Below are 443 nucleotides of genomic sequence, written 5' to 3' on the forward strand. Positions count from 1 at the left end.
GGGGAGCAATGATCTTGATCTTGATGGTTGATGGAGCGAGGGCGGTGATTTCCTTCTGCATCCTGTCAGCAATACCTGGGTACATGGTGGTACCTCCGGAAAGGACGGTGTTGGCATACAAGTCCTTCCTGATGTCAACATCGCACTTCATGATGGAGTTGTAGACAGTCTCATGGATACCGCAAGATTCCATACCCAAGAAGGAAGGCTGGAAGAGAGCCTCTGGGCAACGGAACCTCTCGTTACCGATGGTGATGACCTGACCGTCAGGAAGTTCATAGGACTTCTCGAGGGAGGTGGAGGCAGCGGCGGTGGCCATTTCCTGTTCAAAGTCCAGGGCGACATAGCAAAGTTTTTCCTTGATGTCCCTGACGATTTCTCTTTCAGCGGTGGTTGTGAAACTGTAACCACGCTCGGTGAGGATCTTCATAAGGTAGTCAGTC

The 443-nt window shown here is 51.5% G+C and carries 1 protein-coding gene; it reads right to left on the reverse strand.

All coding sequences use genetic code 11. The annotated features are described in order from the left end of the window. On the reverse strand, positions 1-430 hold a 430-nt coding region (locus L9G74_RS23850; RefSeq protein WP_238898519.1), incomplete at its 3' end, for an acetate and sugar kinases/Hsc70/actin family protein. Between the last annotated feature and the right edge of the window lie 13 nt (positions 431-443).

It is taken from the genome of Shewanella electrica (genome assembly GCF_022321485.1).
In the GTDB taxonomy this organism is placed as follows: domain Bacteria; phylum Pseudomonadota; class Gammaproteobacteria; order Enterobacterales; family Shewanellaceae; genus Shewanella; species Shewanella electrica.